General features: G+C 71.2%; 13 protein-coding genes. 1 reads left to right on the top strand and 12 read right to left on the bottom strand.

The genetic code is table 11. From position 1 onward, the window contains the following. The first annotated feature begins 36 nt into the window (after positions 1–36). The gene (locus GTY67_RS01410; protein ID WP_161277499.1) at positions 37–1,047 is read left to right on the top strand and encodes a zinc-binding dehydrogenase; all 1,011 of its coding nucleotides are present in this window, start codon (positions 37–39) and stop codon (positions 1,045–1,047) included. Here GTY67_RS01410 and GTY67_RS01415 read toward each other — a convergent pair. The 12 genes from GTY67_RS01415 to GTY67_RS01470 all read right to left on the bottom strand — a co-directional run bounded on the left by GTY67_RS01415 (position 1,031) and on the right by GTY67_RS01470 (position 17,069). Next, entirely contained in the window at positions 1,031–1,975 is a 945-nt protein-coding gene (locus GTY67_RS01415; RefSeq protein WP_161277500.1) for a YihY/virulence factor BrkB family protein, read from the bottom strand. The two genes, GTY67_RS01410 and GTY67_RS01415, sit on opposite strands and share 17 nt — an antisense overlap. A gap of 157 nt (positions 1,976–2,132) precedes the next feature. Then, positions 2,133–2,450 (bottom strand): cupin, encoded by a 318-nt coding sequence (locus GTY67_RS01420; RefSeq protein ID WP_161277501.1) that lies wholly within the window; start codon positions 2,448–2,450, stop codon positions 2,133–2,135. A 171-nt stretch (positions 2,451–2,621) separates the two neighbouring features. Further along, entirely contained in the window at positions 2,622–3,629 is a 1,008-nt protein-coding gene (locus tag GTY67_RS01425; protein ID WP_161277502.1) for a LacI family DNA-binding transcriptional regulator, read from the bottom strand. Positions 3,630–3,749: 120 nt separating this feature from the next. Then, positions 3,750–8,039 (bottom strand): discoidin domain-containing protein, encoded by a 4,290-nt coding sequence (locus tag GTY67_RS01430; protein WP_161277503.1) that lies wholly within the window; start codon positions 8,037–8,039, stop codon positions 3,750–3,752. Positions 8,040–8,269: 230 nt separating this feature from the next. Further along, complete coding sequence (locus GTY67_RS01435) at positions 8,270–9,460, bottom strand: S8 family peptidase (protein WP_161277504.1); 1,191 nt, start codon at positions 9,458–9,460, stop codon at positions 8,270–8,272. A gap of 98 nt (positions 9,461–9,558) precedes the next feature. Beyond that, complete coding sequence (locus GTY67_RS01440) at positions 9,559–10,692, bottom strand: type III polyketide synthase (protein WP_343238739.1); 1,134 nt, start codon at positions 10,690–10,692, stop codon at positions 9,559–9,561. A 19-nt stretch (positions 10,693–10,711) separates the two neighbouring features. Next, on the bottom strand, positions 10,712–11,947 hold the full coding sequence (locus GTY67_RS01445) for a cytochrome P450 (protein ID WP_093694514.1): 1,236 nt from the start codon (positions 11,945–11,947) through the stop codon (positions 10,712–10,714). Positions 11,948–12,113: 166 nt separating this feature from the next. Continuing rightward, the gene (locus GTY67_RS01450) at positions 12,114–12,920 is read right to left on the bottom strand and encodes an ABC transporter ATP-binding protein (RefSeq protein ID WP_161277506.1); all 807 of its coding nucleotides are present in this window, start codon (positions 12,918–12,920) and stop codon (positions 12,114–12,116) included. Beyond that, positions 12,917–13,990 carry an iron ABC transporter permease gene (locus GTY67_RS01455; protein ID WP_161277507.1) on the bottom strand — a complete coding sequence of 358 codons (1,074 nt, stop codon included), beginning with the start codon at positions 13,988–13,990 and terminating at the stop codon, positions 12,917–12,919. Before GTY67_RS01455 ends, GTY67_RS01450 begins: the two co-directional genes overlap by 4 nt. Beyond that, a complete protein-coding gene (locus GTY67_RS01460) occupies positions 13,987–14,991 on the bottom strand; it encodes an iron ABC transporter permease (RefSeq protein ID WP_161279924.1) in 1,005 nt (334 codons plus the stop codon). The genes GTY67_RS01455 and GTY67_RS01460 overlap by 4 nt, the downstream gene beginning before the upstream one ends. A gap of 35 nt (positions 14,992–15,026) precedes the next feature. After that, the gene (locus GTY67_RS01465; RefSeq protein ID WP_161277508.1) at positions 15,027–16,067 is read right to left on the bottom strand and encodes an iron-siderophore ABC transporter substrate-binding protein; all 1,041 of its coding nucleotides are present in this window, start codon (positions 16,065–16,067) and stop codon (positions 15,027–15,029) included. A 228-nt stretch (positions 16,068–16,295) separates the two neighbouring features. Beyond that, complete coding sequence (locus tag GTY67_RS01470; RefSeq protein WP_161277509.1) at positions 16,296–17,069, bottom strand: AraC family transcriptional regulator; 774 nt, start codon at positions 17,067–17,069, stop codon at positions 16,296–16,298. Between the last annotated feature and the right edge of the window lie 13 nt (positions 17,070–17,082).

The raw sequence follows: 17,082 nt of genomic DNA on the forward strand, positions 1-17,082 counted from the left end.
GCCGTACCGTCACACCGCCACGACAAGGACCCCGCCATGGACCGCATGCGCGCCGTGCGCCTGCACCTTCCCACCCGCACGCTCTCCGTCGAGGAGGTGGCGAAGCCGGTGCCCGGTCCGGGCGAGGTGCTGGTGAAGGTGGGCGCGGCCGGGGTCTGTCTCTCCGATGTGCATCTCGTGGACGGCACGCTGACGCCGATGTATCCGGAGGGCGACTCCGTCACCCTGGGCCATGAGGTGGCCGGGACCGTCGACGCGCTCGGGCCCGGTGTCGGCGGCTGGACGCCCGGGCAGCGGGTGGTCCTCCAGGCGGGCGAGCGGCGCGGAGGCCGGACGCACACGCGGGGGGTCGACTACGACGGCGGCTGGGCGGAGTACGCCGTCGCCTCGGCCACCACCCTCGTCGCCCTGCCCCTCACGCTCCCCCTGGACCAGGCGGCGATCATCCCGGACGCGGTCTCCACCCCCTGGGCGGCGGTGACCGTCACCGGTGACGTACGCCCGGCGCAGGCCGTCGCGGTCTGGGGCGCGGGCGGGCTCGGGGCGCACGCCGTGCAGCTGCTGCGGGCGGTGGGCGCGTACCCGGTGATCGCGGTGGACCCGGCCCCCGCCGCCCGCGACCGGGCCCTGCACTTCGGGGCCGATCTGGCGCTGGACTCCGGCGACCCGCTGCTGCGGGAGCAGGTCCTCGGGGCTACGGGCGGCGCGGGCCTGGAGGCGGCCTTCGACTTCGCGGGCGTACCCGCCGTCCGGGAGCAGGCGTTGAGCGTGCTGGCACCGAAGGGGCGCCTGGTGCTGGTGGGGCTGAGCGACCAGCCGCTGACGGTCGCCCACTCCACCCGGTTCAGCTACCTCCAGCACCGGATCCTGGGGCATTACGGCTCCGAGGAGCACCATGTGGCGCAGCTCGTCCGGCTCGCCGAGGGCGGGCGGCTGGACTTCTCCCGGTCGATCACCGACGTACTGCCGCTGGAGGAGGCGGCGGTGGCGGTGCGGCGGATGGAGACCAAGGAGGGCGACCCGGTCCGCCTCATCCTGCGGCCGTAGCGGGGTCCTCCTTCGGCTTCGGCTCCGGGTCCGGTGCCTTCACCGGTTCCGGGCGGTCCAGCTCCACGTTGAACTGGGCACCGGCGAGCAGGGAGAGGTTGGCGAACCAGACCCAGATCAGGAAGACCACCAGTCCGGCGAGGGAGCCGTAGAGCCTGCTGTAGCTGCCGACCTGGGTGGCGTAGAGGGCGAAGAGAGCGGATGCGGTGAGCCAGAGGAAGGCGGCCAGCACCCCGCCGGGCAGGCCCCTGCGGACACCGCGTGCGGAGCGGGGGCCGGTGCTGAAGAGGACCATGATCAGGCAGGCGACGAGGCAGAGCAGCACCGGCCACTTCAGGACCACCCACAGGGTCTCGCCCTCGTGCGGCAGGCCGACGCGGCGGCCGAGCCAGCGGGCCAGGGGGCCGGTCAGGACGAGGGCGAAGGCGCTGGTCATCAGGAGGACGAGCAGGCCGATCGCGGAGACGACGATGATGTGCGCCTGGCGCAGGGGCGGGCGGTTGTCCCGGACGCCGTGCATGGCGTGCATCGCGCGGCGGAAGACCGCGAGATAGCTGCACGCGGACCACACGGCGCTGACGGACCCGGTCCCCACGAGCAGCCAGACGGCGGAGCGCTTCTCGGTGGCCGCCTCCAGCGGGCGGCGCAGCGCCTCCCCCGACTCGGCGGGGGCGAAGGCGGTGATGTCGGCGATGAGGGCGGTGGTCGCGTCGGGGTTGGCGAGGCCGATCACGGAGACGGTGACGAGGAGGGCCGGGAGCAGCGCGAGGATGGCGTAGTAGGTGAGCGCGGCGGCCCAGTCGGTGATGTCGTCGTTCCACAGCGACACGGGGGTGCGGCGCAGGGCGGTCAGCCAGTTGCGCGGCGTGCGGGTGCGCCCGGCGGCGGGGGCGGTGCGTTCCGCGGCTGCGGCGGTCTGGGTGGGCAAGCTGGTTCTCCGGGGACGTGGTCGTACGCGGCGGGCGGGGTGCTCGTCCGACGGACGCCCCGGCTTCCCTCGATCCTCTCCTGCCACGTCTCCGGCCGGACACACCTGTCCGGGTCTTACGGCTTCCGGGAGTTCCGCGAGTCCTCGCCGACGGCCGTCAGTCGTTGACGGCCGTGAGGAGGACCACCGCGTCCTGGAGGGCCATCAGCCCGTGCCGCTCCTGTGGGATCGGGTGCAGGGTTCCGGCCGGGAGGTCGGCGTCGCCGGAGCCGGCGGTGAGGCGGACCGTGCCGCGCAGGACCAGGAGCGAGGCGGCGGGCGGGGCGTTGTGTTCGTCGAGGGCCGAGCCGGAGGTGAGCGCGATCACCGTCTGGCGCAGGGGCGGTTCCTGGATGAGGAGGTGCGCGCTGCGGCCGTGCGCGGAGGTGCGGGCGGCGGTCAGGTGCTCCTCGGCGAGTGCGTTCAGGTCGTCCATGGTGCCCACTCTGCCGCAGCGCCTGCCGCACCGCGATCGTGCCGGACGCGGGACGACAGGACGGATCGCGGAGCCTGGAGCGGGCCCGCCGGATGAACGCAGAATTTCCCTCATGTTACGCAAGTAGCGGACGACTGTACGCACAAGTCGGCGATCCGGCTGTGCCGCGCCTCAGCGGGGTGCCTTCGCGGTCGAACCGCGGACCACCAGCTCCGGCTCGAACAGCAGCTCGCCGGGCGGCACCGCACCGCCCTGGATGCCCGCGCAGAGCAGTTCGACGGCGGCCCGGCCCATCGCCTCGATGGGCTGGCGGATCGTGGTGAGCGGGGGTTCGGTGCAGCTCATGAAGGCCGAGTCGTCGAAGCCGACGACCGAGACGTCGGAGGGCACTCCGAGGCCGCGCCTGCGGGCCGCCCGGACGGCGCCCAGTGCCAGGGGGTCGCTGGCGCAGATGATGCCGGTGACCCCGCGCTCCAGCAGCCGGGAGGCGGCGGCCTGGCCGCCCTCCAGGGAGAACATCGACCTCTCGATGTCCTCCTCGGGCAGCTGCCCTCCGGTGGCCGCCGCGACGGATCGGGCCGCCGCCAGCTTGCGGCGGGAGGGCACATGGTCGGAGGGGCCGATCACCACGCCGATGCGCTCGTGCCCGAGGGAGGCCAGGTGGCGCCAGGCGCGTTCGATGGCGACCGCGTCGTCGCAGGAGACGCAGGGGAAGTCGAGTCCTTCTATGGGGGCGTTGATGAGCACGACGGGGATGCGCCGCTCGGCGAGCCGGTGGTAGTGCTCATGGGCCTCGTCGGCCTGGGCGAAGAGCCCGCCGGCGAAGACCACCCCGGAGACCTGCTGCTGGAGCAGGAGGTCCACGTAGTCGGCCTCCGAGACGCCGCCCTTGGTCTGGGTGCAGAGGACCGGGGTCAGCCCCTGCTGGGCGAGTGCGCCGCCGATCACCTCGGCGAAGGCCGGGAAGATCGGGTTCTGAAGCTCGGGCAGGACGAGGCCGACCAGCCGGGCCCGCTCGCCGCGCAGCTGGGTGGGGCGCTCGTAGCCGAGGACGTCCAGCGCCGTGAGCACGGACTGCCGGGTGGTGCGGGAGACCCCGGGCTTTCCGTTGAGCACCCGGCTCACCGTGGCCTCGCTGACCCCAACCTTCTTGGCAACCTGAGCAAGTCGTCGCGTCATGACCGCAAGGCTAACGTAAGCAATGCAAGTCTCCGACTTCTCGATGCAAGGAATATACGAGGAAGGGGCGCCTCCCGGCCAACGGGAGACGCCCCTTCCTCCGTTCTGCCCGCCTCCTCGCTACGGGTTGATGTTGATCTTGAAGGTGGAGGTGGTGTTCCGGATGTCCTGGGCGTTGTTGCTGAGCCTCAGCCGGTTGAAGGTGACCTCGCCGACCGCGGGACCCTGCCCCGCCTCCGGCATCTCGTTGGCCCAGAGACCGAAGCCGGACTTGGCGTCGAAGGCGTCACCGCTCTTGCGCGCACCGGAGATCGAGACATCGGTGAGCACGGTGTCCTTGATCGGGAACTGCGGCTGTCCGCCGACGTAGTTCGTCTGGAACATGATGCCGCTGTACGTCGGATCGACGATGTCCACGTTCGAGATCCGGATGCCCTGGAACACCTTGGAGGCGGAGAAGAGCCAGATTCCGGGGAAGGTCTGCGATCCCCAGAAGTGGCCGCCGGACCGGACGATCGAGACGTTCTCGATCTTCGTCGGCTGGGTCCCGAAGCCGTTCATCGGGTAGCCGAAGTCCAGCGAGCTGACCGTGATCCCGGAGTACACCAGGGTGTCGGCGATGTGGATGTTGCGGAAGGTGTTGTCGTAGCCGCCGTAGACGGCCACGCCCGCCGCGCGCCAGGTGAGGATCGAGGTCAGGTTCTCGTAGAGGTTGTTCTTCATGTCCGCTCCCCCGGCGTCGACCGCCGAGAAGAGCGCGAAGCTGTCGTCACCGGTGGCTCGCGCCTCGATGTTGGTGACGAGGTTGTCGGTGGACCCGTTGGTCATGTTGATGCCGTCGGCGAACATGTTGCGGATCCGGGAGTTCTTGATGGTGATGCTGTCGGTGTTGGCGCCCCAGTAGAGGCACACCATGTGCTCGTTCCAGATGTTGTCGATCACGATGTCCGACACATTGGCGAAGTCGAACACCTTGCCCGGCCCGTCGATGCGGGAGGTGTAGTTGCCGAAGTAGGCGAAGTCGGCGAACGAGGACCCCTTGGCACTGGCCTCGGCCCGGAAGCCGATGTCGGTGTTGTCCTGTGTGCTGGGGGCGTTGAACCGGGTGTACCAGGGCCCGGCGCCGACCACCTTCACGGCCTTGCCGTACACCTGGAACTTGCTGGCGGTGCTGTACTCCCCCGGCGGGAGGTAGACACCGACCAGCGTGCCGGTGGTGTCCATGCGGACCCTGTCCAGGGCGTTCTGCACGTCCTGGTGGGTGAATCCGGTCGGCACGGTGTACGTGGCGGGGTTCGGGTTGGCGACCGGTGCGACCTGCTCCAGGCTGATGAAGTCGATCGCGTACGTGGTGGAGTTGGCGGCGTCCTTCTGGAGCCGGATCTTGGCGCCGGCCGGGACCGTCCTGCCCAGCATGACGTTGGCCTCGTCATAGATGTGGCGGGGCGCCCCGGCGCTCGGGGAGTTGCCGGGTGCGGCCTCGTTCCCGTACAGCCAGGCGTACTTGGAGGTGAGGTCGACGGCCTTGAGGAAGGTGCCGTCCACGTAGACGTTCAGCGTGGAGTTGATCCCGCCGCCGCCCGCGGAGTCCGGGATCGAGAACCGGGTGACCAGGGTGTTGGTGGCCGCCCTGGTGGTGAACTCGACGTAGTTGCCGGTGTTGTTGAGGGTGACGGCCTTGCGTCCGGAGGCCTCGCCCGCGATGTCGCCGACGGTCCGGTTGGGGCCGACGACCTGGGCGCCGCCGCCGGTGGTGCCGTCCTCCGCCTCGTACATGTCGTACGGCATGTCGGCGCCGCGCCCGACGAAGAGGGACTCGGTGGAGGTGTTGTTCTCGCGCTTGACCGGGAGCTCGTTGGCGTCGGCCGCGAGGACCGTGCGCAGGGTGTACGAGCCGTTGGCGGCGGTCCAGGTGCCGAGGGAGACGGGTGCGGTCGTGGCGCCCGCCGCGATGGTCCCGGTGTGCGCGCCGGTGAAGGTCTTCACCGTGGCGCCCTGGGAGTTGAGCAGCGTGAGCGTGATGCCGTGGCTGCCGCTCGCGGAGGCGATGGTGCCCTGGTTCTTGATGGCGACGGAGAAGGTGACGGTGTTGCCCGCCGCCGGGGCGGAGGGCGAGGTGGTGACGGGTGTCGCGACCAGGTCGGAGCTGGAGACCGGCTGCACGACCAGCGGGGAGGCGGCCGTGTAGGTGTTGTTGGTCTCGTTCTGCTCGATGACCTCGTTGTCCGGGTCGGCGACCGCGCTCAGGAGGTAACTGCCCGCGCCCCGGGCGCCGATGGCCGCGCTGACCTGGGTGGAGGCGCCGGCGGCCAGGGCGCCGACGCTGCCGGTGGCGACCTTGGAGCCGCCGAGCCGGAACTCGACCTTGCTGGCCGGTGCGGCGAGTGCGCCCGCGTTGCGGACGGTGGCGGTCAGGGTGATGGTGTCGGACTCCACCGGGGTGGCGGGCGACGCGGTGAGGCCGGTGACCTGGAGGTCGGGGTTGGCCGCGGGGGCGCCCAGCACCTGGAACTCCGCGACCTGACCGGCGCCGGAGCCGCTGTTGGCGGTGAACTTCAGCTGGACGTCGGCGATCCGGGCGGAGACCGGGATGGCCACCGTGTTGCCGCTCGCCGGGCTGAAGGCGTAATCCTTCGCGGCGACCAGGGAGTTGAAGGACGAGGCGCTCTGCTCGCGGCCCAGGACCTCGATCCGCTGGGTGCGCGGACCCCAGCTGCTGTCCGGGTTGAGCTTGACGACGACGCTCTGGGTGTCGGCGTTGGAGCCCAGCTGGACGGTGAGCGTGTTGGGGTAACTGCCGCCCGCGCCCTCCCAGTAGGTGGCGGTGTTGTTGTCGTTGGCGTTGGCGGCGACGAAGGTGTGCACCACCGAGGAGGCCGTGATCGGCTTGTTGACCGCGAGGTTGGAGGCGGCCCCCGTCGAGCCGTTGCGGGTCACGGTGTTGCTGTTGGTCGAGACATTGCCCGCCGCGTCCTTGGCCCGGACGAAGTAGGAGACCGTGGCGGTGGCCGGCTGGGTGTCGGTGTACGTCAGGACGTTGCCCGCGACCGAGCCGCGCAGCACGTTGTTGGCGTAGACGTCGTAGCCCGTGACGCCCCTGTTGTCGCTGGACGCCTGCCAGGTGAGCCGGATCTGCCCGGCGGCCGGCTCGGTGAACGCGAGTGCGGTGGGGGCGGTGGGTGCCTGGGTGTCGCCCGTGTCACCGGTGCGGGTCACGGTGTTGCTGTTGGCCGAGACGTTGCCCGCCGCATCCTTGGCCCGCACGTAGTAGGAGACGGTCTGCCCGGCCGGGCGGGTGTCGGTGTACGTGGTGACGTTGCCCGCGACGGAGGCCAGCAGGGTGTTGTTCGCGTAGACGTCGTAGCCGGTGACACCGGTGTTGTCCGTGGACGCCTTCCAGGTCAGCCGGATCTGGCCGCTGGCGGGTTCGGTGAACGCCAGGTCGGCCGGTGCGGTCGGGGCCTGGGTGTCGCCGGTCGCGGGGCCGTAGACCTCCAGCTCGGCGAGTTGCGCCGAGGGGCTGCCGGTGTTGGCGGTGACCAGGACGCGGACGTACCGGGTGGTCGTGGGGTCGAAGGAGATCGTCGCCGACTGCCCGCCCGCCGCGTCGAAGCGGTAGTCCTTGGAGGCGGTGAGGTCGGTGAACTCCGTTCCGTCGGCGGAGGCTTGGAGCTTCAGCGTCTGACTGCGCGCGGCCCAGCCGTCGGGGAGCCGCAGGACGACCCGGTCCACGCGGACGGATGATCCGAGGTCGGCCTCGATCCACTGCGGGAAGGCGTTCTCGCGGCTCGCCCAGTAGCTGGCCCGGTTGCCGTCGTTGGCGTTGGCGGCGACGTAACTCCCGTTGCTGCTGCTGGCCTTGAGGGTCTTCCCGGCGGCGAGGTTGCCCGATGAGCCGGCTGCCGCCCTCACCTCCAGCTCGGAGAGCTGGGCGGCCTGCCAGCCGGTGTTGGCGGTGATGTTCACCCGGACGAAGCGGGTCAGCGTGGCCGGGAAGGTCACCTTCACCGTGTTGGCGGAGCCCGGGCTGAAGGAGTAGGCGGCCGAACTCTTCAGGGTCGCGAAGCTGGTGCCGTCCACGCTGCCCTGGAGGGACAGGGTCTGTGTACGGCTCTCCCAGGACGGCGGGAGCTTCAGCGTCACCTCGTCGACGCGGTTGGCCGAGCCGAGGTCGGTCTGGACCCACTGGGGCAGGTTGCCGCCCGCGCTCTCCCAGTACGTCGACGCGTTGCCGTCGGTGATGTTGGGGGCGGGGTACTCGGCATGCGCGCTGCCGGCGGCCGCGGCCCGGCCCGCGGCGAGGTTGGGGCCGTCGGCCGCCGAAGCGGTGAGCGACGGCCAGCCGATCATCAGAAGACTGGTCGTGACCAAGGCGGATATCGCCCGCCATCTCCAGCGTTGGGCTCTCATAGCTCCCCGATCTTCGGCCTCGGCGCACGGCGCACCGAGAGCGCGGCTCTGGATCCGTAGTCAGGAAACACGCGATTCTGCACGCACTACGGCTCGGTTTTGCGTTGTGCGGTCAGAGAGTTGCAGAGAAATGAGAGACCGTCCACTGTTCCGGCAACAGCCGGACGCAGCGGAGGCCGGTGAGCGGAAGGCGCCTCGCCCGCCGCTCACCGGCCCCGCCTGGCGGAGTGTCAGAGGCCGCCGGTGTAGAGGAGCAGGTCGGGCGAGCCCTGGCCGAGGCCGGAGAGCACGTCCGGGGTGGCGGTGCCGGTCAGCCAGCTCGTGACGGCGGCAGGCGTGGCCGAGGGGTTCTCCTCCTTGTAGAGGGCGGCGACCCCGGCGACGTGCGGGCTGGCCATGGAGGTGCCGTTCAGGGAGACGGTGCCGCCGCCGAGCTTCGCGGAGACGATGTCGGCGCCGGGGGCGTAGAGCGAGACGCAGGAGCCCCAGTTGCTGAACGAGGTCTCCCGGTCCTGGCGGTCGCTCGCGCCCACCGTGACCACGCCGTCGGCCGCGGCCGGGGAGACGTCGCAGGCATCCTGGTCCTCGTTGCCCGCGGCCACCACCGGCAGGACACCCGCGTCGGCGACGGCTTCGACGGCCACGTCGACGGCGCGGGAGCGGGCCCCGCCGAGCGAGGCGTTCAGGACGGCGGGGGTGGACCCGGCCGCCGCGTCCTTGGCCACCCAGTCGAACCCGGCGATGATGCCGGCCCAGGTGCCCCGGCCCTGGCAGTTCAGGACCCGTACACCGACCAGCGAGGCATCCTTCGCCACCCCGGAGGTGGAGCCCCCGACGGTCCCGGCGACATGGGTGCCGTGGCCGTTGCAGTCCTGCCCGTCACGGCCGTCGCCGACCGCGTCGTAGCCCTTGACGACCCGGCTGCCGAACTCGGCGTGCGCGGCGTCGATCCCGGTGTCGACGACGTACACCTTCACGCCCTCGCCCGTGGCGGTGGTGGTGAAGGTGTCGTCCAGCGGCAGGGCGCGCTGGTCGATCCGGTCGGTGCCCCAGGTGGCGGCAGGGGCCCGGAAGAGGCCGCCGGTCCGGGGCGCCTCCACGGCCACTTCGGCGTTCTCCTCGACGGCGAGCACCCCGGGGACGGCCCTCACCGCCTCCAGTTCGGTGGCGGTGAGCGTGACGGCGAACCCGTGCAGGACATTCCCGTACGTGAACAACGGGCGGAGCCCGAACTCCTCCAGGACGGTGTCCGGGGAGAGTTCGGGCTCCAGGGTGACGATGTACTGCCCGGGTACGGCCCGGGCGGACCGCTCCACCGGGACCCCTTCCGGTCCGGTGTCGGCGGTGGCCGGGGTGGTGGTGCCGATCAGCGGTGCGATCAGCAGCAGGGCGGCCGGGGCCCATCGGGCACGCAGGCGCATGCAGGTCTCCTCGGGTGGGGGTGTTCGCGGAGCGGATACGCATCCGCGAAGAGCGAATACCCGTTCCGCGGCCCCCGCCCGTGCGGCGCCTCAGCCGTTCAGCCGGACAGCGCAACGCCCGTCGTGAGCTCCAGGTCGGCCAGTTCCCGGTCGGGGTCGGTGCCGGGGGCCTGGTTCGTCCAGCTGCCGACCGCCACTTCGGCGGTGATACCGGGCCCGAATCCGGCGATCAGGCCCTGCGCCGACTCGGCCGCGCCGCCGTCGTCGAAGAGGCGGGCGAGCGCGTCGAAGACGACGGAGCTGGCGATGTTGCCGCGTTCGGTGAGGGTGGCCCGGCTGTAGCGGAACATCTCCATCGGCAGGTTCAGGAAGTGGCAGAGGTCGTCGAGGATGCGCGGGCCGCCCGCGTGGACGATGAAGAAGTCCATGTCGGGCACCGACCAGCCGTGCAGGTCGACCAGGTCTTGGAGGACCGGCGCGAGCATCTCCATGGTGCCGGGCACGCGCTTGTCCAGCAGGAAGTGGAATCCGGTGTCGCGGACGGCGTAGGAGATCCAGTCCTCGGTGTCGGGCACGAGGTGGGAGCCGTTGCGCTCCAGCTTCATACCGGTGCCGCCCTGCCCCCGGACGACGGCGGCGGAGATGGCGTCCCCGAACAGGCCGTTGGAGAGCAGCGATCCGACGCCGATGTCGGTGGGCTGGTAGCAGAGCGAGCAGAACTCGCAGGAGACGATGAGGACGTTGGAGTCGGGGTAGGCCCGGCAGAAGTCGTGCGCCCGGTTGATCGCCGCGCCGCCGGCCGCGCAGCCGAGCTGGGCGATGGGCAGCTGTCTGGTCTCGGGTCTGAACCCCATGGTGTTGATGAGCCAGGCGGTCAGCGAGGGCATCATGAAGCCCGTGCAGGAGACGTAGACGATCAGGTCGATGTCGGCCGGGTCGGTCTCGGCGTTGGCGAGGGCCTGCCGCACCACTTCGGGGACCCGGGTCTTGGCCTCGGCCTCGTACACCTGGTTGCGCAGCTCGAAGCCGGGGTGCTTGAGGGTCTCCTCGATCGGCTGCACCAGGTGCCGGGTCTGGACCCCGGTGTTCCGGATGAGCCTCAGGACGAGGTCGCGCTGGGGGTGCCCGTGGTGGGTCTCCCGGGCCAGCTCCAGGGTCTGCTGCATCGTGATGACGTGTTCGGGCACAGCGATGGCGGGTCGGCACAGGGTCGCCATGGGTTCTCCTCGTATCTGGGAGCGGAGGCTCTCGTCACCACGTGACGGGCAGGGCGAGCGGGTAACGCCAGATGGACGTCGTGTTCCACCGGATGTCCTCGGGCTCCGCGTCGAGACGCAGCGCCGGGAAGCGGGCCAGGAGCGTGGAGAAGGCGACCTCGAGTTCCATGGTGGCGAGCGGCGCACCCAGGCAGTGGTGGGCGCCCCAGCCGAACGTCATGTGCGGGATGGAGGGCCGGTCGGGGTCCAGCTCGTCGGGGCGGTCGAACTTGGCGGGGTCCCGGTTGGCCGTCAGGTACGACACATGGACGATGTCGCCCGCCTTGATGGTGACCCCGCTCAGCTCCACGTCCTCCATGGCGATCCGGGGGATGCCGACGCCCTTGCGGAAGGGGATGTACCGCAGCAGCTCCTCGATGGTGCGGGGCAGCCGCTCGGGTTCGGCCTGGAGCGTCTTCAGCAGCTGGGGCCGGGTGAGCAGGGTGTAGGCGATGTTGCCGAGCTGGTACGTCGTGGTGTCCTGGCCGGTGATGAGCAGGACCATCGCCATGACGGCCAGCTCTTTGTCGTCGAGGAGTTCGTCGCCGTCGCGGGCGGTGGCCAGGGTGCTGATGAGGTCCTGGCCCGGGGAGCGGCGGCGCTCGGCGGTCAGCTCGGTGAAGTAGCCGCGCAGTTCGGCCTTGGCCCGTACCGCGTCCTCCTTGCCCGCGGCCCCGACGTTCATCATCGTCATGGCGTGGGCGCGCAGCCAGGGGCGGTCGGCCTCGGGGATGTCGAGGGCCTCGCAGATGGTGATCAGCGGCAGCGGCGAGGAGATCCGGGCGACGAAGTCGGCGGGTGAGCCCTCGTCCTCCATCCCGTCCAGCAGCCGGTCCACGACCCGCTGGGTGCCCTCCCGCATCTGTTCGACGCGGCGCGGGGTGAAGCTCTTGGCGACCAGGCTGCGCAGCCGGCTGCTGGCGGGCGGGTCCATGAGGTTGATGGACTCGGCCTGGACGATCGGCTCGGGGGTCATCCGGGGGAAGTCCCGGCCGAGTACGGCGCCGCGGCTGAAGCGCCGGTCGGTGGTGACCGTGCGGACGTCCTCGTACCGGGTGACGAGCCAGGCTTCGCCCTCCCCGTACGCCATGCGGATGCGGGAGACGGGCTCCTCGGTGAGCAGTTCCTTGAGCTGGGGGTCGAACTCCAGTTGCTGTGCGAAGTCGAACGGACAGCTCCGTACGGTTTCCTTGTCGTGGACCGAGGGGGCCTGCGTCGAGGCGTCGTGCACCGGGGCGTTCTGCACCGAGGTTTCTCCCAATGACCGGTTCGGGGGTTTCAGGGCGTCCCGGCTCAGGGCCCGGGAACAGACCTCCCCTGTGTCCCCCGTGGTGCCGCGAAACATGTCACTCACGTTCCGCAGTCAGCCGATCAGAGGGGGCGCACGCTCCCCCCGGTCACCCCGCCAGGACGTGGTGGCGGCCGATCGGGAGCATCAGGGGCCGGCCCGACACAGGGTCCTCGATGACGCGGCTCTCCAGGCCGAAGACCGCGCGGACGGTCTCCTCGGTCAGCACCTCGGCCGGGGAGCCGACGGCGTGCAGGGTGCCGTCGGCGAGGGCGATGAGGTGGTCGGCGTACCGGGCGGCGAGGTTGAGGTCGTGGAGCACCATCACGATCGTCGTGCCGCGTGAGCGGTTGAGGTCGGTGAGCAGGTCGAGGACCTCGATCTGGTGGCTGGCGTCGAGGAACGTGGTGGGCTCGTCCAGCAGGAGCAGGTCGGTCTGCTGGGCCAGGGCCATGGCGATCCAGACGCGCTGGCGCTGACCGCCGGAGAGTTCGTCCACCGCGCGGTCGGCCAGCGGTTCGGTGGCCGTCGCTTCCAGGGCCGAGGCGACGGCGGCGTCGTCCTTCTCGTTCCAGCGGGAGAACATCGACTGGTGCGGGTGGCGGCCGCGGCCCACGAGGTCGGAGACGGTGATGCCCTCGGGCGCCACCGGGGACTGCGGCAGCAGGCCGAGCGTACGGGCCAGTTCCTTGGCGGGGAGGCGGTGCACCTCCTTGCCGTCCAGCACGACCCGGCCTTCGCGGGGTGCGAGCAGGCGGGACATCGAACGCAGCAGGGTCGACTTTCCGCAGGCGTTGGCGCCGACGACGACGGTGATCCTGCCCGGCGGTACGACCAAGTCGAGGGAGGAGACGACCGTACGGTCGCCGTAGCCGAGGGTGAGGTGTTCGGCGGTCAGTTGGTGGTCGGTGGTCATAGCGAGCCTCCCGCCCGGTTGGTGCGGATGATCAGATAGACGAGGTAGGGGGCGCCGAGGACGCCGGTGACGACGCCCACCGGGTAGCGCTCGCCGAAGGCGAACTGGCCGGTGAAGTCGGCGACGAGTACCAGGAGCGAGCCGACGAGTCCGGCGGGCACCAGCAGGGAGCCGCCCGCGCCGACGATCCGGGCGGCGATGGGTCCGGAGAGGAACGCCACGAACGCGATGGGCCCGGCGGCGGCCGTGGCGAAGGCGATCAGCCCGACGGCGGCCACGATCACGGTGATCCGGGTGCGTTCGACCCGTACGCCGAGGGCGGAGGCGGTGTCGTCGCCGAGCTGCATCGCGGAGAGGTTGCGGGCCTGGCCCAGCAGGAGCGGGGTGAGGACGGCGGCTGCGGCGAGGGCGGGCAACACCTGGTCCCAGGTGGCGCCGTTGAGGCTGCCGGTCAGCCAGCGCATCGCCTCCTGGAGGTCCCATTCGGCGGCCTGGGAGAGAACGTAGGAGGTGACGCTGTCCAGCATCGCCGAGATGCCGATGCCGATGAGGATGAGCCGGGTGCCGACGACTCCGCCCCGGAAGGCGAGCGAGTAGACGAGCAGCGCGACCCCGAGTCCGGCGGCGATGGCGAGGACGGAGACCTGCACCTCGCCGAGGGAGAGCGTGACGATCGCGATGGCCGCCGCGGCGCTCGCCCCGGAGCTGATGCCGATGATGTCGGGGCTGGCGAGCGGGTTGCGCAGCATCGTCTGGAAGGTGACACCGGCCAGGCCGAAGCTGAACCCCGCCACCAGGGCGAGGACCGCGCGCGGCAGCCGCAGCCGCCCGACGGTGAAGGTGGCGCCCGGCACCTGCTCGCCGAGGATCACCCGCCAGACGTCGCCGGGCGGGTAGAACGTCCGGCCCGCCATCAGCGTCACGGCGAACGCGGCGGCGACGAGGACGGCCAGGACCAGGATCACCAGGCGCCTGCGGGAGGCGCCCCGGATACGGCGGCGGGTGGCGGCCGCGACGGATGCGGGGGACGCCTCCTGGGGGGCCGGCCGGGTGAGGGCGGGGGCGCTCACAGGGCACGCACCTTCTGTCGGCGGACGATGTAGATGAAGAAGGGGGCGCCGATCAGCGCGGTCACGATGCCCACGTCGATCTCGGCCGGGCGCGCGACGATCCGCCCGGCCACATCGGCGGCGGTGAGCAGGACCGCGCCGAGCAGCGCCGAGAGGGGCAGCAGCCAGCGGTGGTCGACGCCGACGAGCAGCCGGCAGGTGTGCGGGACGACGAGGCCGACGAAGCCGATGGGCCCGGCGACGGCGGTGGCCGCTCCGCACAGGAGTACGGCGCCGAGCGCGGCCACCGCCCGTGCGACGGCGACCCGTTCGCCCAGCCCGGCCGCCAACTCGTCTCCCAGAGCGAGGGAGTTGAGGGCGCGCGCGGAGAGCAGGCAGATGGCGAAGCCGACCGCGAGGAACGGGGCCACCTGTCCGATGCGCTCGAAGGAGGCACCGCCGACCCCGCCGATCTGCCAGAGCTTGAAGCTTCCGGCGATGTCGTTGCGGGGCAGGATGACGGCGCTGACGAGCGAGGCGAACGCGGCGGAGGTGGCGGCCCCGGCGAGCGCGAGCTTGAGCGGGGTGGCCCCGCCCCGCCCGAGCGTCCCGACGGTGTACACGAACAGGGCGGAGAGGGCGGCGCCCGCGATGGCGACCCAGATGTAGCCGGTCGGCGAGGAGAGCCCGAAGAAGGCGACGGCGGTGACGACGGCGAGCGAGGCGCCCATGTTGACGCCGAGGATGCCCGGGTCGGCAAGAGGGTTACGGGTCACGCCCTGCATCACTCCCCCGGCGAGGCCCAGCGCGGCGCCGATGACGACCGCGAGGACCGTACGGGGGATGCGCTTCGTCGCCGCCGCCTGCCCGAGGGTCTCGTCGGCTCCGCCGAGCGCCGCCTGGACGTCGGCCCAGGGGACGTCGCGCGAGCCGAAGGCGACGGAGGCCACCATGACGGCGGCCAGCACCAGGAGGGCGGCGAGGAGCCAGAGCGTGCGGACGCCCGCCGGACGCCGGGCCATGGTGGCGTCCGGCGGGCGCCGGTCGGTGGAAGCGGTCACTTGACCTTGTCCGCGGCCTCGGCGAGGGCGGCGGCGTAGTCGTCCAGCACGTAACTGATCGACAGCGGCGTCGGGTTGGCGGCGGTGGCCAGCGGCGAGCTGCCGGGCAGGAGATACGTCGAACCGCGCTTGACCGCGGGGATCTTGGAGAGCAGCGGGTCCTTGGTGATCGCCTTGAGCAGGTCACCCGTGTCGTCGCCGTAGCCGGTGATGATGTCGACGTCGTCGAACGCGTCGATCTGCTCGGCGCTCTTGGTGAGGGCGAACTTCTTCGTCCCCTCGGACGCCTTCGCGATGCTGCCCGGGGTCGTCATGCCCAGGTCCTCGAAGAACTGCGTCCGGGTGTCGTGCGTGGTGTAGAAGCCGATCTCGCTGACGTCGTTGGGGTCGACGTGCGTCATGAACATCGCCGACTTGCCCTTGAGCTGCGGGTACTTGGCGGCGGTCTTGGCTATGTCCCCGTCCAGCTTCGTGATCAGCTTCTCACCCTCGTCGGCCAGCCCGATCGCCTCGCTGTTGGTGCGGATGATCTCGCGCCACGGGGTCGCCCAGGCGGCGTCCGGGTAGGCGACGACGGGGGCGATCTCGCTGAGGGTGTCGTAGTCCTTCTTGGTCAGCCCGGAGTACGCGGCGAGGATGACGTCGGGCTTCGTGTCGGCGACGGCCTCGAAGTCGATGCCGTCGGTCTCGTCGAACAGCACCGGCGTCTTGGCCTTGAGCTCCGTCAGCCGCTCCTCGACCCAGGGCAGCACCCCGTCGCCGTCGTCGTCGCCGAAGTTGGCGGCGGCCATGCCGACCGGCACGACACCGAGGGCCAGCGGCACTTCGTGGTTGGCCCAGTTGACGGTGGCGACGCGCTTCGGCTTGGCGGGGATGGTGGTCTTGCCCAGGGCGTGCTCGACCGTCAGCGGGAAGCCGCCGGCGGCGCTCCCCTCGCCCTTGTTGTTCTCGGCGTCACCGCTCCCGCTCCCGCCGCAGGCGGCGACGGAGACGAGGGCGGCTGCCACGGCGAGCAGGCGGAGGCGGTGTGAGGACATGGGTGAGTACCCGGCTTTCCGGAGGTCGGGGCGCCGCTTTCCCGCACGTCCGGGCGTGGGTCGCCGTCGTGGAGGGGTGCGCTGCGGAGGCAGAGCGGCTTAGGTAAGGCTTGCCTTCGCACTTTATGAGAGTCGGGGGCCGTGTCGCAATCAACCGTTTGAGACAGCCGTTGTAGCGATAAGGACACCCGAAAGCGTCGCTTGTGCTCCCGTCGCCCGCCCGGCGGCTCACCCCGCCCGGAAGGCCCCCGGCGTCAGCCCGGTCGTCCGCCGGAAGGCGGCGCCGAAGGCGCTCGCCGAGCGGTAGCCGACCTCCTCGGCCACGGACTCGACGTCCCAGCCACGGGTCAGCAGGTCGATCGCGCGCTGGGCGCGGACCGCCGCCACCCAGCGGACGAAGCTCGTGCCCGTCTCGGCGCTGAACGCGCGCGTGATCGTACGGGTGCTCACCCCCAGTTCGGCCGCCCAGTCCGCCAGCGTCCGCTGGTCGCCGGGATCCTCGCGTACCGCGTCCGCGACGGGGCGCAGGAGGTCGGAGGTGGGGATCTGGACGAGCAGCTCACGGGGCGAGGGGGCGAGGACGTCGAGGACCAGCGTTTCGGTCGCGGCCCGGGAGGAGGGGGCGAGGCCGGGTTCGCCGAGCCGTTCCAGGAGGAGGCGAAGCAGGGGGGTGATCTCGACGGCGACCGGGGTGTCGGAGATCGACGACGTCGTACGGAAGCCGAAGAAGCTCGCGCGGAACCAGGTCCCCGCCGTCGCCGATCCGGAGTGCAGGGTCCCGGCGGGCATCCACAGGCCCAGGGCGGGGGTGATCGTCCAGATGCGTTCGCCGACCACCGCCGAGGAGGCGCCCCGCTCGTTCCAGAGCAGTTCGTGGAAGGGGTGCGAGTGCGCGTCCCAGAGGGTGTCGTGGGAGACGACCTCGTCGTAGGGCTGGATGACGAAGGGGGTGTCGACCGATCCGGGCGCGTGCGCCGGCAGCGAGCGGGTCTCCCTGGTCATGGGCGTCCCGGCC

This window comes from Streptomyces sp. SID8374 (assembly GCF_009865135.1).
Classification (GTDB): Bacteria; Actinomycetota; Actinomycetes; order Streptomycetales; family Streptomycetaceae; genus Streptomyces.